The 17196-nt window shown below is 65.2% G+C and carries 16 protein-coding genes; 8 read left to right on the plus strand and 8 right to left on the minus strand.

The features are described 5' to 3' along the window. Window positions 1-134 precede the first annotated feature (134 nt). Complete coding sequence (locus tag QM588_RS23075; protein ID WP_283316851.1) at window positions 135-1952, minus strand: multicopper oxidase family protein; 1818 nt, start codon at window positions 1950-1952, stop codon at window positions 135-137. 117 nt (window positions 1953-2069) lie between these two features. On the opposite strand from QM588_RS23075, the gene QM588_RS23080 reads away from it, so the two are divergent. Beyond that, window positions 2070-3140, plus strand: a complete 1071-nt coding sequence (locus tag QM588_RS23080; RefSeq protein WP_283316852.1) for an ABC transporter ATP-binding protein — start codon at window positions 2070-2072, stop codon at window positions 3138-3140. A gap of 51 nt (window positions 3141-3191) precedes the next feature. Here QM588_RS23080 and QM588_RS23085 read toward each other — a convergent pair whose 3' ends face one another. Together QM588_RS23085 and QM588_RS23090 are read right to left on the minus strand one after the other, a co-directional pair. After that, window positions 3192-4214: an aspartate-semialdehyde dehydrogenase gene (locus tag QM588_RS23085; RefSeq protein WP_283316853.1), complete on the minus strand. Its 1023-nt coding sequence runs from the start codon at window positions 4212-4214 to the stop codon at window positions 3192-3194. A gap of 2 nt (window positions 4215-4216) precedes the next feature. Continuing rightward, window positions 4217-5482 (minus strand): aspartate kinase, encoded by a 1266-nt coding sequence (locus QM588_RS23090; protein WP_283316854.1) that lies wholly within the window; start codon window positions 5480-5482, stop codon window positions 4217-4219. Between the two features lie 136 nt (window positions 5483-5618). On the opposite strand from QM588_RS23090, the gene QM588_RS23095 reads away from it, so the two are divergent. The 3 genes from QM588_RS23095 to QM588_RS23105 all read left to right on the plus strand — a co-directional run bounded on the left by QM588_RS23095 (window position 5619) and on the right by QM588_RS23105 (window position 9889). Continuing rightward, a complete protein-coding gene (locus QM588_RS23095; protein WP_283316855.1) occupies window positions 5619-7340 on the plus strand; it encodes an FUSC family protein in 1722 nt (573 codons plus the stop codon). A 151-nt stretch (window positions 7341-7491) separates the two neighbouring features. Further along, entirely contained in the window at window positions 7492-9303 is a 1812-nt protein-coding gene (gene leuA / locus QM588_RS23100; RefSeq protein WP_283316857.1) for a 2-isopropylmalate synthase, read from the plus strand. Between the two features lie 208 nt (window positions 9304-9511). Beyond that, a complete protein-coding gene (locus tag QM588_RS23105; protein ID WP_283316858.1) occupies window positions 9512-9889 on the plus strand; it encodes an SHOCT domain-containing protein in 378 nt (125 codons plus the stop codon). Here the strand turns inward: QM588_RS23105 and QM588_RS23110 are convergent. After that, window positions 9858-10769, minus strand: a complete 912-nt coding sequence (locus QM588_RS23110) for a LysR family transcriptional regulator (protein ID WP_283316860.1) — start codon at window positions 10767-10769, stop codon at window positions 9858-9860. The two genes, QM588_RS23105 and QM588_RS23110, sit on opposite strands and share 32 nt — an antisense overlap. Before the next feature lie 72 nt (window positions 10770-10841). Here QM588_RS23110 and QM588_RS23115 point away from each other — a divergent pair, with 72 nt between their 5' ends. The 3 genes from QM588_RS23115 to QM588_RS23125 all read left to right on the plus strand — a co-directional run bounded on the left by QM588_RS23115 (window position 10842) and on the right by QM588_RS23125 (window position 13823). Then, complete coding sequence (locus QM588_RS23115) at window positions 10842-11738, plus strand: EamA family transporter (RefSeq protein WP_283316862.1); 897 nt, start codon at window positions 10842-10844, stop codon at window positions 11736-11738. Window positions 11739-11857: 119 nt separating this feature from the next. Continuing rightward, window positions 11858-13120, plus strand: coding sequence for a Mur ligase family protein (locus tag QM588_RS23120; RefSeq protein ID WP_283316863.1), 1263 nt, complete (start codon window positions 11858-11860; stop codon window positions 13118-13120). Next, window positions 13113-13823 carry a type 1 glutamine amidotransferase gene (locus tag QM588_RS23125; RefSeq protein WP_283316865.1) on the plus strand — a complete coding sequence of 237 codons (711 nt, stop codon included), beginning with the start codon at window positions 13113-13115 and terminating at the stop codon, window positions 13821-13823. The genes QM588_RS23120 and QM588_RS23125 overlap by 8 nt, the downstream gene beginning before the upstream one ends. A gap of 32 nt (window positions 13824-13855) precedes the next feature. Here QM588_RS23125 and QM588_RS23130 read toward each other — a convergent pair whose 3' ends face one another. The 3 genes from QM588_RS23130 to QM588_RS23140 form a co-directional block, all read right to left on the minus strand. Beyond that, window positions 13856-14863 (minus strand): type IV toxin-antitoxin system AbiEi family antitoxin domain-containing protein, encoded by a 1008-nt coding sequence (locus QM588_RS23130; protein ID WP_283316867.1) that lies wholly within the window; start codon window positions 14861-14863, stop codon window positions 13856-13858. Window positions 14864-14989: 126 nt separating this feature from the next. Then, window positions 14990-15598 (minus strand): recombination mediator RecR, encoded by a 609-nt coding sequence (gene recR, locus QM588_RS23135; protein ID WP_283316870.1) that lies wholly within the window; start codon window positions 15596-15598, stop codon window positions 14990-14992. A 9-nt stretch (window positions 15599-15607) separates the two neighbouring features. Beyond that, complete coding sequence (locus tag QM588_RS23140) at window positions 15608-15946, minus strand: YbaB/EbfC family nucleoid-associated protein (protein WP_283316872.1); 339 nt, start codon at window positions 15944-15946, stop codon at window positions 15608-15610. 132 nt (window positions 15947-16078) lie between these two features. On the opposite strand from QM588_RS23140, the gene QM588_RS23145 reads away from it, so the two are divergent. Continuing rightward, complete coding sequence (locus QM588_RS23145) at window positions 16079-16729, plus strand: TetR/AcrR family transcriptional regulator (protein ID WP_283316874.1); 651 nt, start codon at window positions 16079-16081, stop codon at window positions 16727-16729. On the opposite strand, the gene QM588_RS23150 is transcribed toward QM588_RS23145, so the two are convergent. Further along, entirely contained in the window at window positions 16726-17160 is a 435-nt protein-coding gene (locus tag QM588_RS23150) for an SRPBCC family protein (RefSeq protein WP_283316876.1), read from the minus strand. The genes QM588_RS23145 and QM588_RS23150 overlap by 4 nt on opposite strands. Window positions 17161-17196: the final 36 nt, after the last annotated feature.

The raw sequence follows: 17196 nt of genomic DNA on the forward strand, positions 1-17196 counted from the left end.
CCGTTGTCGCAGTCAGCCGACAGGCAGGAATGTCGGCCGCCTGCGGGGATTGCCGTACAGGCTCGGTCAGTGTGGACCGGCCGGACCATGAGCGCAACCCCGCTCCCGACCCCGCAGGGGTCCGGGTATGTGCGTCACGGAGCGACGGTGCGGTACCGCAGCATCATTTCGTGGTCCTCGTGGTCGAGCATGTGGCAGTGCCACATGTACCCCTGCAGTTCGGTCGGCCCCGGAGCCGGCATGTCGTGACCACTCATATCGTGACCGCCGTGGTGGGCGGCCGGTCCCGCGAACGTGGCGTCGGGATCGAAGCCGAGTTCGTCGGCCGTCGGGAATCGGACGAGGATCTGGGTGACGGTGCCCGGGTACGTGTTGACGGTGTCCTTCCACCCGGCTTCCCAGGTGGCCGGCGGCAACGAGGGTCCGGTGAGGAACTTCTCCACCGGCGGAGCCCATTTGGTGCCGAACGTCGGCCGCGGGAAGTCGCGTTGGTACGCCGCGAGGTCGATGGGGATGCGTCCCAACGTCCGAAAGTGCGCCAGGTGCAGGTGAATCGGGTGTGGCTCGACCGTCGTGTTGACGATGTTCCACATCTCCACGGTGCCCTGCTTGGGCATCTCGATGTCCGGGTCGGAGTACCGCAGGTTGTTCAGGTTCATCAGCGTCATGTCGAGGTTCAACCCGCCGGATGGCTGGTTCACGGTGACGGTGCGGGTGAAGGTGGGGGTCGGCAACGCGGGCAACAGATCCGGCTGCCCCTTACCTCCGCGCAGCAACGACGGCATGCCGCCCCGGAAGCCCGCCGCGGACGCTACGCGGAACTGACAGAACATCGGCATCGGGACGGCTCCGAGCGATGCGGCCTGCGCCGGCGGCGGCTCGTCGTTGAGGAGCTCGACGAGAGCACCCGACTCGACTGCGGCGAAGTCGACGAGAATGTCGGCGCGTTCGGCGGGTGCGAGTCGAATACTGGTGGTTTCCACCGGCGCATCGAGCAGTCCGCCGTCGTTTCCGATGACCCAGAATCGTAACTTGTTGGTGAAGAACAGGTTCCACACGCTGTACGACCCGGCGTTGACGAGCCGCAGCCGGTACATACCCCGTGCGACTTCCATCGTCGGCCAGATCTTGCCGTTGACGACGCCGACGTCTCCGGTGCCGCCGCCTTCCCATTTACCCTGCGGCACGGTGATATTGGAGCGGATGCTCATGCTGCCGTCGGGGTTCATGATCTTTTCCTGCAGCACCAGCGGCAACTCGAATTCGCCCGAGGGCAGGCCGAGCGCATTATCGGAAGTGCCGGTGTCCCAACGATCACGGACGAGGTTCATCCCGAGCAGGCCAGCGTAGACGTTGATGCGCGTCATCGACATGGCGTGGTCGTGGTACCACAGCCCGGCAGCGTCGTTGAGCCCGGAAAAGTTGTGCGTCATGGACTCACCCGGGCGCACCAGCATCTCGGAGTGCCCGTCGCTCGCCGGTTCGGTGACGGCACCGTGCAGGTGTAGTGCTGTCGGCGTCATCGTGCGATCCATCTCGCTCATGCCGTGCAGCGAGGTGTCGATGTCGGCGGCGAGCGGATTCCCCGCGGTGGTGTTCGAGTACTTCAGCGTCCACGGCTGGCCCTGCTGCGATTCGATGGTGGGCCCGAGGTAGTCGCACTGTCCGTAACCGAACGTAGGCGCGGGCCTGAGATCGGCGTGGAATGCGTGGGTGGCGCTGTGCGCGTCCAGGCTCACCTCGGTTCCGCTGATCAGCGGCAAGCGCGGTAGCTCGTCGCGGAACGGCGTCAGCGGCGGCGAATGGAACAGCAATGGACTCTGCCCGCGGAAGAAGTCGTCGGCCAGCGCTCGACGAGTCGTCGACGCCACGGGTATCGCCGCTGCTCCGGCTGCCACTGCGGCCGCCGCCAGCCCACGTAGGGCGGTTCGTCTGGACACGGAGCCGCTCACCCGGCCACCTTCCTCCTGGTTGTGATGGGGCCCATACTATGTGCTGGTCGGCTCCCGCCGACACCCCACACTCGGATCGTCCGGCACGTTCCTGCCGGTGGAGGGATCTATTTCGTCATGGCAACAATCTCGTTCGAGCGCACGACCAGGCTTTTTCCCGGCTCCGACACCCCCGCGGTGAACGAGCTCGACCTGCACATCGAGGACGGTGAGTTCCTCGTTCTGGTCGGCCCGTCCGGCTGCGGCAAGTCGACGTCGCTCCGGATGCTCGCAGGCCTCGAAGAGGTCAACTCGGGCCGCATCCTCATCGGCGGCAAGGACGTCACCAATTCCGAACCCAAGGATCGCGACATCGCGATGGTGTTCCAGAACTACGCGCTGTACCCCCACATGACCGTCGCCGAGAACATGGGGTTCGCCCTCAAGCTGGCGAAGGCGAACAAGGAAGACATTCGCACTCGCGTCGAGGAAGCCGCCAAGCTGCTCGACCTCGAGCCGTACCTCGACCGCAAGCCGAAGGCGCTCTCCGGCGGCCAGCGGCAGCGAGTTGCCATGGGCCGCGCCATCGTTCGTCAGCCCCAGGTGTTCCTGATGGACGAGCCACTGAGCAACCTCGACGCCAAACTGAGGGTCCAGACGCGAACGCAGATCGCGCAGTTGCAGCGTCGGCTCGGCACCACCACCGTCTACGTCACCCACGATCAGGTCGAGGCCATGACTATGGGTGATCGCGTCGCCGTCCTGAAAGGTGGTGTGCTGCAACAGTGCGCCACACCGCGTGAGCTCTACCGCACCCCGGTCAATGCGTTCGTCGCCGGGTTCATGGGCTCACCGTCGATGAACCTGTTCCGCGCTCCGGTCACCGACGGCGGCGTCCGCCTGGCCGATCAGGTGATTCCGGTGCCGCGTCAGACCCTCGGTTCCGCGACCGAGGTGATGTTCGGTATTCGGCCCGAGCACATCGAGATTGCCAACAGCGGTATCGCACTCGAGATCGACGTCGTCGAAGAACTCGGTTCCGAGGCCTTCGTGTTCGGCCGCGCGGACATCAACGGCCGGACCGAAACCATTGTCGCTCGGGCAGATTGGCGCAGCCCACCCGAGAAGGGCGACCGCGTTCACGTCCGCATCGACGAGGCCCATGCGCATATCTTCGACGCCTCCGCCGAGGGTCGCCGCCTCAACTGACCCCCTCGTGCGCGTTTTGCGTACCTCCAGATACGCAAAACGCGCACGAGGTCAGACCAGCAGCTCGGCGATCTGAATCGTGTTGAGCGCCGCACCCTTACGCAGGTTATCGCCCGAGACGAACAGGGCGAGTCCGCGACCCTCGGGGACGCCCGGATCCTGGCGGATGCGGCCGACGAGGGAGTCGTCCTTGCCTGCGGCTTCCAGCGGGGTCGGCACGTCGACCAACGAGACGCCGGGGGCGGAGGCCAGCAGCTCACGAGCGCGTTCCACCGACAGCGGGTTGGCGAACTCGGCATTGATCGACAGCGAGTGACCGGTGAACACGGGCACGCGCACGCACGTTCCGCTCACCAGCAGGTCCGGCAGGCCGAGGATCTTGCGCGATTCGTTGCGCAGCTTCTGGTCCTCGTCCGTTTCGCCGGATCCGTCGTCGACCAGAGCGCCTGCCAGCGGAAGAACGTTGAAGGCGATAGGCGCGACGTACTTGTTCGGAGCCGGGAAATCCACCGACGAACCGTCGTGCACCAGCTTTTCGACGTCGTCGATGACGGCGCGTGCCTGCGTGGCGAGCTCGTCGACGCCGGCGAGTCCGCTACCGGACACCGCCTGGTAACTCGAGACGATCAAGCGCTGCAGGCCTGCTTCGTCGTGCAGCACCTTGAGCACCGGCATGGCGGCCATCGTGGTGCAGTTGGGGTTGGCGATGATGCCGCGGGGCGGGTTCTTCGCTGCCTCGGGGTTGACCTCGCTGACCACCAGCGGCACATCGGAGTCCTTGCGGAACGCCGACGAGTTGTCGATGACGGTGGCACCTGCGGCAGCGAATCGCGGTGCCTGCTCACGCGAGAGCGTGGCACCGGCCGAGAACAGAGCGATGTCGATACCGGTGAGGTCCGCGGTGGACGCGTCCTCGACGATGATCTCCTCGCCGCGGAACGGCAGCTTCTTGCCCGCCGAGCGTGCGGAGGCGAAGAATCGAACCGTGTCGGCGGGAAAGTTGCGCTCCTCCAACAGGGTTCGCATGACGGCACCGACCTGGCCGGTGGCTCCTACGACTGCAACTGTGGTCATGACTATCGTCCTGTTCCTGCGTGTACGACGGCTTCTTCGTCGCCGCCGAGATCGAAGGCGGCGTGCAGCGCGCGCACGGCGTCGTCGAGCTGAGTGTCGCTGCACAGCACCGAGATACGGATCTCGGAGGTGCTGATGAGATCGATGTTGATGCCGGCGTCGGCGAGGGCCTCACAGAACGTCGCGGTGACGCCGGGGTGGCTCTTCATACCGGCACCGACGAGCGAAACCTTGCCGATGTGGTCGTCGTAGAGCACCTGCGCGAAGCCGATCTCGGCCTGCAGCTTGGTAAGCTTCTCCACTGCCGTCGGGCCGTCGGCCTTGGGGCAGGTGAAGGTGATGTCGGTCTTGCCGGTGTCGATCTTGGAGACGTTCTGCAACACCATGTCGATGTTGATCTCGGAGTCGGCCACGGCGCGAAAGACCTTGGCGGCGTAGCCCGGTGTGTCGGGCAGACCGACGACGGTGACCTTCGCCTCGCTGCGATCGTGTGCGACGCCGGTGAGAATTGCTTCTTCCACTGGAATGTCCTCCATAGATCCGGAGACGATCGTTCCGGGTTTGGTGGTGTACGACGAGCGCACGTGAACGGGAACGTTGTAACGACGGGCATATTCGACGCACCGCAGCATGAGCACCTTCGCGCCGCAGGCTGCCATTTCGAGCATCTCCTCGAACGAGACGGTCTCGAGGTGGCGTGCGTTGGGGACGATGCGCGGGTCTGCGGTGAAGATGCCGTCGACGTCGGTGTAGATCTCGCAGACGTCGGCGTTCAGCGCTGCGGCGAGCGCGACGGCGGTGGTGTCGGACCCACCACGACCGAGCGTCGTGACGTCCTTGCTGTCCTGGCTGACGCCCTGGAAGCCGGCGACGAGCACGATCGAACCCTCGTCGAGTGCACTGCGGACGCGGCCCGGGGTGACGTCGATGATCTTGGCGTTGCCGTGCACGCTGGTGGTGACGACGCCTGCCTGGGAACCCGTGAACGACCGCGCCTCGGCGCCGAGCGAGTGGATGGCCATCGCAACCAGTGCGTTGGAGATGCGTTCACCCGAGGTGAGCAGCATGTCCATCTCGCGAGCAGGCGGGGCCGGGCACACCTGCTGTGCCAGGTCGAGCAGTTCGTCGGTGGTGTCGCCCATCGCCGATACGACGACGACAACGTCGTTGCCCGCCTTCTTGGTCTCGACGATTCGTTCAGCGACGCGTCGGATACGTTCGGCGGTCCCCACCGACGATCCACCGTACTTCTGGACGATGAGAGCCACGCGTTTTACCTCCGCTGGATAGCCGACAATCGTTCGATTGTCCGCGGGTCACCTTACCGAGCGAATGCCCCGAGCAGTGGGCCGGGTAGCTCCGAGCTGGGACTTTAGGGCCTCTCGCCTGCCTTAACATGTTCGAGTGACCGTTCCAGAACATCGCCCACCACCGCCGGCACGAGGTCTGAAAGTGCTCTTCGGGCTCCCCGCTGTCGGCCGGCGTTGGCCCGGTGGACTGCGTTCGGCGCTGGCGTTCGGTGTTCCGGCGATCCTGGCGTGGCTGCTCGGATTCCACACCGAGGCGCTGCTGGTGGTCTCGGGCAGTTTCGCGGTGATCTATGGCGAGGGCCGTCCCTATCGATCGCGCTGGTGGGTGGTGCTGACGGCAGGTGCCGCCCTGGTGGCGTCGGTGTGGCTGGGCGCGACGGCCGGCCGGCTCGCCCTCGACTTCGGCGAGACCGGGTGGGCGCGGATGATCCCGGTGGCCGTGTTGTCGGTTCTCGCTCTCGTCGCGGTCTACGTCGTGGCGGCGCTGCGACTCGGCCCGCCTGGAGCCTTCTTCTTCGTGCTGGTGTGCGCGGTGGCGTCGTACCTCCCTGCCGCCGACATCAGCGCGACCCGCGGTGCCGTGTGCGCGGCCATCGGGGTGGCGTCGGCGCTGGTGGTCGCGATGTCCGGGGTGGTTGGCGACGCGAGTGGTCCCGAACGGGCGGCCGTCGGTGCGGCCGTGGCCGCAATCGAGAGATACACGACATCGCCGACGGCGTCCGTCGCCGATCGGCACACCGCCGGCGCTCGTCTGCATGCGGCATGGGCCGCGGTGTACGAGGCCGGATCGGTGAAACCAACCTCGCGCACAGCGCTGGTACAGACACTGTTCGACGCCCATCTCGCGTTTGCGGCCGCTACGTCGGCGCGCGCCGGCACCGTGCCGGATCCCGAGAATGAAGTCGAATCGCCGTCCGATTGGGTCATTCCGCAGGCTGCACTCCTGCGCGACCAGCTGCCGCTGGCGCGTCCGAGCATCGGCTATCGGTTGACGCGCTCGTTGCATCGAGATTCACACGCGGCGTCCACGGCAATCCGGGTGTTCTGCGCGGCGGCAGCCGCCGGCGGCATCAGTGTGGCACTGGGGCTGAGCAGGCCGGATTGGGCGATCCTCGGCGCGGTCCTGGTGCTCCAACAGGGGCCCGATCGCGTCCATGGGACGTATCGCGGCATGCAGCGACTCGGCGGCACTCTGGCCGGGGTGGTGTTGTTCTCGGCGATCTATCTCTCGCCGCTGACCGGTCTCGCGGTAATCGTGGTGTTGATGGTGCTGCAGTTCGCGATCGAGATCAGTGTTGCGCGCAATTACGGTCTCGCCGTCACGTTCATCACCCCACTCGCGTTGCTGATGGGCACCATCTCGCATCCGGGTGCTCCGCTCGGCGGTATCGTCGTCGATCGGGTGGTGGAGACCGCGGTGGGTGTCGCCCTTGCCTTCGCGGCGCTGTGGTTGTTGTTACCGGGCGCTTTTCGGCGGGCGCTGCTGTGGTCCGATCGGCGGGTTCTCGACCTGACCGACCGATTGTTGACGACTCTGCGAACCGAAAAGGTCACTGCGGCAGCCACTCTGACGCTTCGACGAGACGTGCAGTTCGAGTTGGTCGGCGCAGCGCTCGCGGGAGCCGAAGCCGCGCACAACGATCGCCGCTGGGCGCATCGAGTATGGGACCGGCATGCGGAGGTCGATCACCTCGGATACGAACTGCTCGCACGGTGTTGGTCCGCGGCCGATGTCGGACGACTGAACGACATCGACGAGTGGCAGCGCAGGCACGACACCGTCGCCGACAAAGTCGACTCCCGAACCCTGGGGTAGGCGGTCGGTCTGCGGTAGTACACTCACCCCATGCTGCGAGCTCTCCTTCTTAACAGCCGCGACGGGGTCTGAGACCAGACTGGCTTCCCGTCGCGGGGTTCGTTGCGCCGGTCGAACACATTGTTTTGATCTGTACGGAGAGACGAAGACCATGTCACCAGCCGACGCATTCACCTCGGGATCTCGCACCATCACCCCGCCCTCACGGCCCGCGCCCAGCGACCAGCCTGCGTGGAACACCCAGAAGAACTCTTCGATGCCCACGTTCCGTTATCGGCCGTTCGCCGAGGAAGTGGAGCCCATCACCCTCCCCGACCGCACCTGGCCGGACAAGATCATCGACCGGACGCCGCAGTGGTGTGCAGTCGATCTGCGCGACGGCAACCAGGCGCTGATCGATCCGATGAGCCCTGCGCGCAAGCGCCGCATGTTCGACCTGCTGGTCCGGATGGGCTACAAGCAGATCGAGGTCGGCTTCCCGTCGGCCAGCCAGACCGACTTCGACTTCGTCCGCGAGATCATCGAGGACGGCGCGATTCCCGACGACGTCACCATCCAGGTTCTGACGCAGTGCCGCCCGGAGCTGATCGAGCGCACGTTCGTCGCGTGCGAGGGCGCTCGCAGCGTCATCGTGCACTTCTACAACTCGACGTCGATCCTGCAGCGCAAAGTGGTGTTCCGGGCCGATCGTGATGTGATCAAGAAGATCGCGACCGACGGTGCTCGCAAGGTACTCGAAGAAGCAGCCAAGTTCCCCGATACCGACTGGCGCTACGAGTACTCGCCCGAGTCCTACACCGGCACCGAACTCAGCTACGCAAAAGAGGTGTGCGACGCAGTCACCGCCGTCATCGATCCGACGCCCGAGAAGCCTCTGATCCTGAACCTGCCGGCCACCGTCGAGATGGCGACGCCGAACGTCTACGCCGACTCGATCGAGTGGATGAGCCGCAACCTCGATCGCCGCGACAGCATCGTGCTGTCTCTGCACCCGCACAACGACCGCGGAACCGGTGTTGCCGCAGCCGAACTGGGCTACCAGGCCGGTGCCGATCGCATCGAGGGATGCCTGTTCGGCAACGGTGAGCGCACCGGCAACGTCTGCCTCGTCACGCTCGGCCTCAATCTGTTCACCCGCGGCGTCGATCCGCAGATCGATTTCTCCAACATCGACGAGATTCGCCGCACGGTCGAGTACTGCAACCAGTTGCCCGTCGCCGAACGCCACCCCTACGGCGGAGATCTGGTGTACACCGCGTTCTCGGGCAGCCATCAGGACGCGATCAACAAGGGCCTCGATGCCATGAAAGTCACCGCAGACGAACAGGGTTCGGACATCGGTGACATCACCTGGCAGGTGCCGTACCTGCCCATCGACCCCAAGGACGTCGGACGCACCTACGAGGCCGTCATCCGCGTCAACTCGCAGTCCGGCAAGGGCGGCGTCGCGTACATCATGAAGTCCGATCACGGACTGAACCTGCCGCGGCGCCTGCAGATCGAGTTCTCCCAGGCCGTCCAACGCATCACCGACGGTGAGGGCGGCGAGGTCTCGCCCAAGGAGATGTGGGACGTCTTCGCCGAGGAGTACCTGACGCCGATCCGTCCGCTCGAGCGCATCAAGCAGTCGGTACAGGCCGCCGAGGTCGACGGCGGAACCGACACCATCACCGCCACTGTCAAGGTCGACGGCGTCGAGCAGGAGATCTCCGGCTCCGGCAACGGGCCACTCGCCTCGTTCGTCGACGCGCTGTCGACCATCGGTTACGACGTCAGCGTCCTCGACTACTCCGAGCACGCACTGTCCGCAGGCGACGACGCCCAGGCCGCGGCCTACGTCGAAGCCTCGGTCACCTCGCCTACGGGGGTCGCCACCACGGTCTGGGGCGTCGGCATCGCGACGTCGATCACCACCGCGTCACTGCGTGCTGTGGTTTCTGCCGTGAACCGCGCGCTGAAATAGTTTTCTCTGCACGACGACACGCCGCTCACCTTTAGGGGTGGGCGGCGTGTTGCGTTGTGGAGCCCTCACGAAACGAAGCGGGCGCGGTCGACGTGTGGCTCACGCGGATTTCCGGTCGACGAAAGGGACCAAAGACCCGTGTGCACGGGGTGCCGTGAATGCCACACTGAATCAGCCGTTGGGGCACCTCAGAGAATGGAAGTTCGTGATGGATTCTTTCTGGGATTTTCTTTGGCTTCTCATCGTCGGTTTCGCCTTCGTGGCCTACCTGATGGTGATGTTCTCGATCATCGGAGATCTTTTCCGGGACCACAAGACATCCGGGTTCGTCAAAGCCCTGTGGGTGCTCTTCCTCATCGTTGCGCCGTTCCTCACCGCGCTGGTCTACCTCATCGTGAACGGCAGCAACATGGCCAAGCGTCAGGTTGCTGCCCTGCAGCACGCACAGGACCAGCAGGAGGACTACATCAAGCACGTCGCCGGTCGATCTGCGTCCGAAGAGATCGCACACGCAAAGGCGTTGCTGGACAACGGAACCATCGATCAGGACGAGTTCACGACGCTGAAGGCCAAAGCGCTGTCCTGAACGTAGCCTCCGCTTCGAACGCGTCGAGCACAGCGGCGATCGCGGGTAGTCGACGCGCATCGGGCCTCGTCGCGAGTTCGTAGATTCGCCCGGCTCGCACACCGGCGAGCTCTCGACGCACCAGGCCCGGATGCACAACGGCGTAGCGCGGCATCAGCGCCACTCCGTGCCCGGCGGCGACCAGGGTTTCTGTCACCCGAAAGTCGTTGATACGTTGGACAACTCGCGGCTGCACTCCGGTCACCGAAGCTACGGAGAGCAATACGTCGTCGACCGGAAAACCACCGCGAACGCTGATCCACCGCTCGTCGATCAGGTCTCGCAGATCGATCGAGCCTTGCTGCGCCAGTGCGTGATCGAGAGGCAACACCAGATCGATGGGCTCGCGCATCAGGGTCGTCACCTCGATCCGTGGACCCGCCGTCGACGGAGCTCGGTCGTCTCGGTGGGTGAGCACCACGTCGTAATCGGCGAGTAGCTCGGGCACCGAGGAGGCGGGCAGGTCTTCGTCGCGCGCATCGATGTCGACGTCCGAATCCGCCAGCCGCGTCAGGACTCCGGGTAGGAGCAGCGCCGCGCCCGACGGGAACAGGGCAACTCGGACGCGTCCCCGCGGAGACGCTCGATAACGATCCATTTCTGCTGTGGCGCGGGCGAGTGCAGCGAGAACATCGTCGGTTCTGAGTACCAGGGCCCGTCCGGCGTCGGTGAGTCGTAGCCGACGCCCGTCGGGTTCGAGCAGCGTCACGCCGGCCTCTCGAGCCAGCAATTTGAGCTGCTGAGACACCGCCGACGGGGTCATCGACATCGCGTCGGCAACCGATGCGACGGTTCCGCGGTCGGCAAGCTCGGCGAGGATCCGGAGCCGCTCCACGTTCATACAGAAAATCTTAACTGTTGGTGCGGATATATTCGATTGTGCTGATCTTTTGCACCCGTCACGATAATGGGCATGACCACTCGCGACCGCCTCCTCGGACTGACTGTCGCCGTTCTGTGGGGCCTGAACTTCCTCGCCATCCGCGTCGGGCTCGACCACTTTCCGCCCTTCTTCTTCGCGGCACTGCGTTTCCTGGTCATCGCCGTTCCGGTCGTGATGTTCGTCCCGCGACCGAAGGTGCCCCTGAAATGGTTGCTGCTCTACGGTTTCGGCTTCGGCTTCCTGCAGTTCGCCTTCCTGTTCGCGGCGATGGCGGCAGGCATGCCCACTGGATTGGCGTCGCTCGTGCTGCAGTCGTCGGCCCCGTTCACCGTCGTTCTCGGCGCGCTTTTGCTACGCGAACACGTTAGCCGCAGGCAGGCCATCGGCATCGGCGTGGCCGTCCTCGGCATGGTCCTCATCGGGTGGGATCGCGCCCAGAACGCCACCCTGCTCCCTGTTGTCCTCACCCTGCTCGCCGGTCTGGGCTGGGCCTTCGGCAATCTCGGAAACCGACTGGCCAAATCCGACTCCCCGATGACACTGATGCTCTGGATGACCGTCGTACCGCCGGTGCCCATGTTGGCACTGTCGGCCGTCGTCGAGGGCCCGAGCACGGGCTGGCATGCGCTGGCCGACTCGTTCGGATCGCAGGGCTGGCCCGGTCTGGTCGCGTTGGCGTACATCGTGATTCCCGCCACGATCGTGGGCAGCGGCCTGTGGAGCATCCTGATGAGCCGCAACCCGGCCGGTCTCGTCGCGCCGTTCTCGCTACTGGTCCCCGTCGTCGGTATCGCCGGTGCCTGGGCGTTTCTCGACGAAACCCCGTCGCTGTTGGCCCTGCTCGGCGGAGCCATCGTCATCGGCGGCTGCCTGGGCGGAATGGCTGCCAGGAAGCCTGCGCAAGTTCTGGAGAAAGTACCGGTGTGAGTGACGGGTGTGGAGCCTGCGGAATGACCCAGTGTGACGGGAGTGGAACCTGCGGAATGACCATGCGGTAGCGAGCCGCCGATATGAAACGCCGCCCTGTTCTGTGCCAGACTCGGCGGATGGCTGAACTGGGTGAGCGCAGACGTATCGGCGCCCGCGGCCGCGTGGCACTACGCGCGGCGGAGCTGGCGACGTGGGCGTCCCGCAAGGCGGGCCGAGGCAAGGGCTCGATGATCGGTGGTCTGGTCGCGCTCAAGATCGATCCGACCATTCTGGGCGGCCTTGGTCGTGGGCGGCGCACCGTCATCGTCACCGGCACCAACGGCAAATCCACCACGACGCGGATGACGGCGGCAGCATTGGCCACTCTCGGCGACGTCGCTACTCAGGCCGACGGAGCGAACATGGATGCCGGCATCGTCGCGGCACTGCACGCTCATTTCGACGCCGAGCTGGCCGCCCTCGAGGTCGACGAACTCCACGTCCCCCACGTTTCCGACGCGGTCGATCCCGCGGCGATCGTTCTCCTGAATCTCAGTCGCGACCAGCTCGACCGTGTCGGCGAGATCAACATGATCGAGCGAGCCCTGCGCGCCGGGTTGGCCCGTCATCCCGACACCGTCGTCATTGCGAACTGCGACGACGTCCTCGTCACCTCGGCGGCATTCGATGCTCCGAACGTCGTGTGGGTCGCCGCGGGCGGCGGCTGGGCCGGCGACTCCGTCAGCTGCCCGCGTACAGGCGAACCCATAGTCTGGGACGGCGAGCACTGGTACAGCACCGGCAGCGACTTCAAGCGTCCGACGCCGGATTGGTGGCTCGACGACGAGAATCTCTACGGCCCCGACGGGCTCGTTCTGCCGATGAAGCTCGCGCTCCCCGGAAAAGCCAACCGTGGCAACGCAGCCCAGGCTGTCGCCGCTGCAGTAACCCTCGGTACCAGTGCAGAAGATGCTGTCGCGGCCGCGTCGGGCGTCGACGAGGTGGCCGGACGCTACTCCACCGTCCAGTACGGATCCCATTCCGTCCGAATGCTTCTTGCCAAGAATCCCGCCGGCTGGCAAGAAGCGTTGTCGATGATCGACCCCACCTGCGACGGCCTCGTCATCGCCGTCAACGGTCAGGTGCCGGACGGTGAAGACCTGTCGTGGCTGTGGGACGTGCGCTTCGAGCACTTCGAGAACGTCGCCGTGGTCGCCGCCGGCGAGCGGGCGACCGATCTGGGTGTTCGCCTGCTCTACGCCGGATCGCAACACACCACCATCGCAGATCCGTTGCAAGCCATCGCATCCTGCCCTCCGGGACGCGTCGAAGTGCTGGCCAACTACACCGCGTTTCGCGATCTCGGTCGCGCACTCGCACGGGAGAGCAAGGATGTCTGAGTCCACCGTTCGCATCGGCCTCGTTCTGCCCGACGTCATGGGCACATACGGCGACAACGGCAACGCCCTCGTTCTCCGCCAGCGACTGCGGATGCGAGACATCGACGCCGAGGTCGTGCACATCACCCTCAACGACCCGGTCCCGGATTCGCTGGACGTGTACACCCTTGGTGGAGCAGAGGATTCGGCTCAGCGCCTCGCGACGCGTCACCTCACCCGATACCCGGGCCTGCAGAACGCAGCTGCTCGCGGTGTGCCGGTACTCGCCATCTGCGCCGCGATCCAGGTGCTCGGGCACTGGTACGAGACCTCCGCAGGCGAACGTGTCGACGGCATCTCCCTCTTCGACGTGACCACCGCGCCTCAGGCCACTCGATCCATCGGTGAAGTCGTCACCGAACCCACGCTCGGCGGTCTCACCCAGAAGCTCAGCGGATTCGAGAACCACCGCGGCGGAACGACACTCGGGCCTGATGCCGCACCGCTCGCCAAGGTCACCCACGGGGTGGGCAACGGTGTCGGCGACGGGCGTGAAGGCGTCGTGCAGGGTTCGGTGTTGGGCACCTACATGCACGGGCCGGTACTCGCCCGAAACCCGGAGTTGGCGGACTACCTACTCGAACGGGCTTTGGGCACCACTCTCGCTCCCCTCGACCTCCCCGAGGTTGCGCAACTCCGCAGGGAGCGGCTCCGCCGCACGTGAGTGAAACTTCGTAGCCCACTACGATTTCCCACTCACGACGAGCACCGTTCACAAGGGTACGAAGCGTCGTTCCATCCCTCTCTGACCAGCACCTCGCGGACTTCGCGGTACACACCGCACGGGTCCTCGGCCACTTCGTGCCAGCCGTACATCAACCGCGGCAGGTTCCGTAGCTCAGCGGCATTGTCGCGTCGTCGATCGCGAAAACGACGCTGCTTGGCAGAGTGGAAGGCCTGGCCGTCCAGCCTGACGATCAGGTCGCATATTTCGTAACGAATGTCCTCGAAGAGTTGCCGCCCGTCGACGAAGACCGGTGCCTGTCGCTTCCCGGCCGGAAGTCCGTGCGCCTGTTCGACATCGAGCACGTAGCGATGCTCGAGCGCAGAATGGACCCCGTCGCGCATGAGAGCCAATGTGTGCAGAATTGCCTTCAGGTAGCGCATCGGCCGTCGGACTTCGACCTTGCGTGTCATTGCCGCGACGTTCACGCCGCCCGACGACATCGCTGAAACCAACGTGATCACGGCCTGCCTCGACGACGGTTCCGCGACTGCCAGATCCAGCACCGTGTCGGCGGCGCTCGTTCGCGCCGGATTCGTCTCGACGCCGATGTGGCTCATGGCTCGGGAACGGTGCACGATCACGCCGGGATGAATTTGTTCGTTGCTCTCTGACGTGAAGTTCTGCTTGGCGTGTCGCATTGTCGGCGGCCTGCTGATTGCCGAGCACCCGTAGGGAACGGTGAGATGAACCGGCCCAGAACTGACTCGCCGCCACCCCCACTCCTCAGCGGCGGTGGTGTGGCTGAGCAACGCTCCCCGGCCCGCGAACAACAATGCCGCCGACAGATGCATCTCACGAGTCAGCGGTCCGTTGGTCACCGATAGGACTCCGCGAAACACCCTGAGCCACTGCCCGGTTTCCACGCAGTGGTCGATCGAGTCCTTGTTGACCCCGTTCTCGTGCATTTGCTTCGTGGTGATGATTCCGTGCTGATCGTCCAGTAGTCGCTGCCAGGCACCCGCCGGTCTCGTCCTCATGTACCCCAGGATGGCCGGTTTACGGTGACCGCGTCAGGATCTATCCACAGGCTGTGGATAGACGAGGTCGTGAGTGGAAACTCGACCCCTGCTACGAACTTCCATGCACGTGCGGCGAAGCCGCTCTCACATACGGCGCCGGCCGGTCAGAGCACGGCCGAGTGTCAGTTCGTCGGCGAATTCGAGGTCTCCGCCCATCGGTAGGCCGGAGGCGAGACGGGTGATGGCGAGACCGGGGAAATCGCGCATCATCCGCACCAAATACGTAGCCGTTGCTTCGCCCTCGGTGTTGGGGTCGGTGGCGATGATGACCTCGGTGACGTCGACGCCGTCGTCCTGAGTTCCCACGCGGGTCAACAACTCTCGGATGCGCAGCTGGTCGGGGCCCACTCCGTTGAGTGGGTCGAGCGCTCCGCCGAGCACGTGGTACCGGCCTTTGAATTCGCGCGTACGTTCCACGGCCTGAACGTCTTTGGGCTCTTCGACGACGCAGATCATGGACCTGTCGCGTCGGGAGTCGGCGCAGATTCGGCACAGATCCTTGTCCGATACGGTCCCGCAGACGATGCAGAACTGCACGCCGTCGCGGATGCGCTGCAGCGCGCGCATGAGGCGATCGACCTCGGGTGGCTCGACGGCCAGGAGGTGGAACGCTATGCGCTGAGCGCTCTTCGGACCGACCCCGGGGAACTTTCCCAGCTCGTCGATCAGATCCTGTACGGGACCTTCGTACACTCGTCTCGCCTAGAAGCTGGGTAGCCCGAGGGAGCCGCCGCCGAGACCACCTGCGAGGGGGCCGAGCTTCTCGCTCGCGACGTTCTGCGCTGCCTTCGACGCGTCGGCGATGGCACCGATCACCAGATCCTGCAGCGTCTCGACGTCGTCGGGGTCGACGACCTTGGGGTCGATAGTCAGGCCGACCACTTCACCCGTTCCTTTGACGGTCGCGACGACGAGTCCGCCGCCGGCCTGACCGGTGACCTCGGTTTCCGCGATCTCCGCCTGTGCCGCCATCAGTTGCTGCTGCATCTGCTGAGCCTGCTGCAGAATCGAGGCCATGTCGGGCTGTTCACCGGGTTGCACTGTGCCGTCCTCTCGCGTGGGTCGAAGCGAAGTCCAGCGTAGTCGCACGGTGTCGGACGACGTTCGGCCGCACGATCGGGCTCGAACCTCGGCTGACGTTCCGTCAGTTCTGAGCCGACGTAGCCTGAGGGCATGAACGCGCCGGCGAGCCCGACCCCTCGCAAGCGTCGAGTGACTCCCGAAACGATGGCCGAGGCGGGCATAACCCTGACGCTGCCCAAGGTGACGGTGAAGTCGGTCGCCGACGCTCTGGGCGTGTCGATCGTCGCGATTTACAACAACATCGACGATCTGTACGCACTCAAAGCCCTGGTGGCGGAGGAAATTCTGCGCCGGTGGTCGCCTCCCATGCCCGGTGACGACGAGTCCATGCAAGACGCGTTACTGAGGTTCAGCATCGCAATGCGCGATCTGGTGCAGAAAAATCCCGGCATCGCGGACTATCTGGTCGGCTTGGTTCCCAGCGCGATCGACACAATTCGGATGATCGATGCGGTGCAAACCGGCTACCGGCTTCGATACGGCCTTACCCCCAAGCAAGCAACGTGGTCCGTCACCAATGTCGCCGAACACGCGCTCGCGCTGGGGGCGATGGTTCATCACTCCGGCGGGCGGCCGCCCGAAATCGATGCCGCGATCGCGGCGCGCACCGACCTCGACACCCTGCCCGGGGCCTACGACACGGTCGACCGTGGACCCGACGGGATGTTTCTGTGGTCGATGCGCACCGTGGTGGTCGGCACGTTGGCGTTGATCGAAGAGCCGGATTTCGAGCGGGTCTAGATCAACTCGCGGCGCAGGTTGTCGAGGGTCGCGGCCTGGATCTTCTTCAGTCCGAGGGGCGCGAACGTCTTCTCGAAGAATCCGCCGATTCCTCCGGCACCCGTCCACTCGGTCGTCGTGGTGACGACGGTGCCGTTGCCTTCGGGGGCGACGGTCCAGGTGGTGACCATGGAGGAGTTGGCGTCGCGTTCGGTGATGGTCGAGCCGGAGACCGTGACGGATGCGCTCACGTTGCGCACTCGCTTCTCGGTCGCCTGCAGGGTCCATTCGGCCACGGTGCCGTCGCCTTGTCCGCCCTGCACCACCCGGTAGTCCCGATACTGCGCGGGAAGGATGCGGGGCCGCACGGTTTCGTAGTCGGCGAGCGCGGCGAGCACCTGATCGGGTGCGGTGGCGATGGTGGCTGAACTGGATGCGCTGACCTGAGCCACGAGAACGTTCTCCTTCGAGTCGATTGGGGTTGCGTT

The sequence above is a fragment of the Rhodococcus sp. IEGM 1354 genome (assembly GCF_030056855.1).
Taxonomy (GTDB): Bacteria; Actinomycetota; Actinomycetes; order Mycobacteriales; family Mycobacteriaceae; genus Rhodococcoides.

Bases quoted from the DNA above. Each gene is read 5' to 3' on its own strand.
- QM588_RS23145 (WP_283316874.1), top strand. From the start codon at position 16,079: ATGAACGCGCCGGCGAGCCCGACCCCTCGCAAGCGTCGAGTGACTCCC.
- QM588_RS23115 (WP_283316862.1), top strand. From the start codon at position 10,842: ATGACCACTCGCGACCGCCTCCTCGGACTGACTGTCGCCGTTCTGTGG.
- QM588_RS23125 (WP_283316865.1), top strand. From the start codon at position 13,113: ATGTCTGAGTCCACCGTTCGCATCGGCCTCGTTCTGCCCGACGTCATG.
- QM588_RS23110 (WP_283316860.1), bottom strand. From the start codon at position 10,769: ATGAACGTGGAGCGGCTCCGGATCCTCGCCGAGCTTGCCGACCGCGGA.
- QM588_RS23130 (WP_283316867.1), bottom strand. From the start codon at position 14,863: ATGAGGACGAGACCGGCGGGTGCCTGGCAGCGACTACTGGACGATCAG.
- leuA (WP_283316857.1), top strand. From the start codon at position 7,492: ATGTCACCAGCCGACGCATTCACCTCGGGATCTCGCACCATCACCCCG.
- QM588_RS23120 (WP_283316863.1), top strand. From the start codon at position 11,858: ATGGCTGAACTGGGTGAGCGCAGACGTATCGGCGCCCGCGGCCGCGTG.
- QM588_RS23105 (WP_283316858.1), top strand. From the start codon at position 9,512: ATGGATTCTTTCTGGGATTTTCTTTGGCTTCTCATCGTCGGTTTCGCC.
- QM588_RS23085 (WP_283316853.1), bottom strand. From the start codon at position 4,214: ATGACCACAGTTGCAGTCGTAGGAGCCACCGGCCAGGTCGGTGCCGTC.
- QM588_RS23080 (WP_283316852.1), top strand. From the start codon at position 2,070: ATGGCAACAATCTCGTTCGAGCGCACGACCAGGCTTTTTCCCGGCTCC.